At 50.9% G+C, this 529-nt stretch carries 1 protein-coding gene; it reads left to right on the top strand.

From position 1 onward, the window contains the following. A partial coding sequence (locus R7190_RS30375; protein ID WP_318138276.1) for a hypothetical protein occupies positions 1–529 on the top strand: 529 nt, incomplete at both ends.

Here is a 529-nt window from a genome sequence, read left to right as displayed (position 1 = left end):
CTCATTGCGGATAATACCGACATCGACACCACCATACAGATGGGTGGCAAAGCGCCAGATGACACCTATACCGAGGTTCTCATTGAGGTGGTAGGGCACGTGCGTGACGACGCGGTTGGCGAGTTTACCAACCAGTTGCAAGGGAAGTTAAGCAGTGGCTCGCGCTATGTGACGTATAACTTACGCGAAAGAGTGATCGTTCCTGAACCGGGCAATTTGGCCGTCACGAAAATCACTAGCGATCCAGCGGCTATCTACCATCCGGGCGACACTATTGGTTACGACATTGAGGTGAAAAACACTGGCAGCGGCTATGCAACTGACGTATTGATTGCGGATTTGTGGAAAACCATTCGTACTGAAAAAGCGGGTTCTGCCTTGCCTGTTCGTGCCTTTGAGGGTTGGTCGGATGTCAGCGTTAGCGTAGATGGAACGGATCCGAGCTTAACTCAAGCTGTGTCGGGCTCAGAAGTAACGGGCGATAACGGTTATCAAGTTCGTTACAATATTCACCCTGATCATAGCGTCA

The sequence above is a fragment of the Vibrio sp. 1078-1 genome (assembly GCF_033340475.1).
Note: the sequence above shows the minus strand (reverse complement) of the source record. Positions and strands in the feature narration are given on the sequence as shown.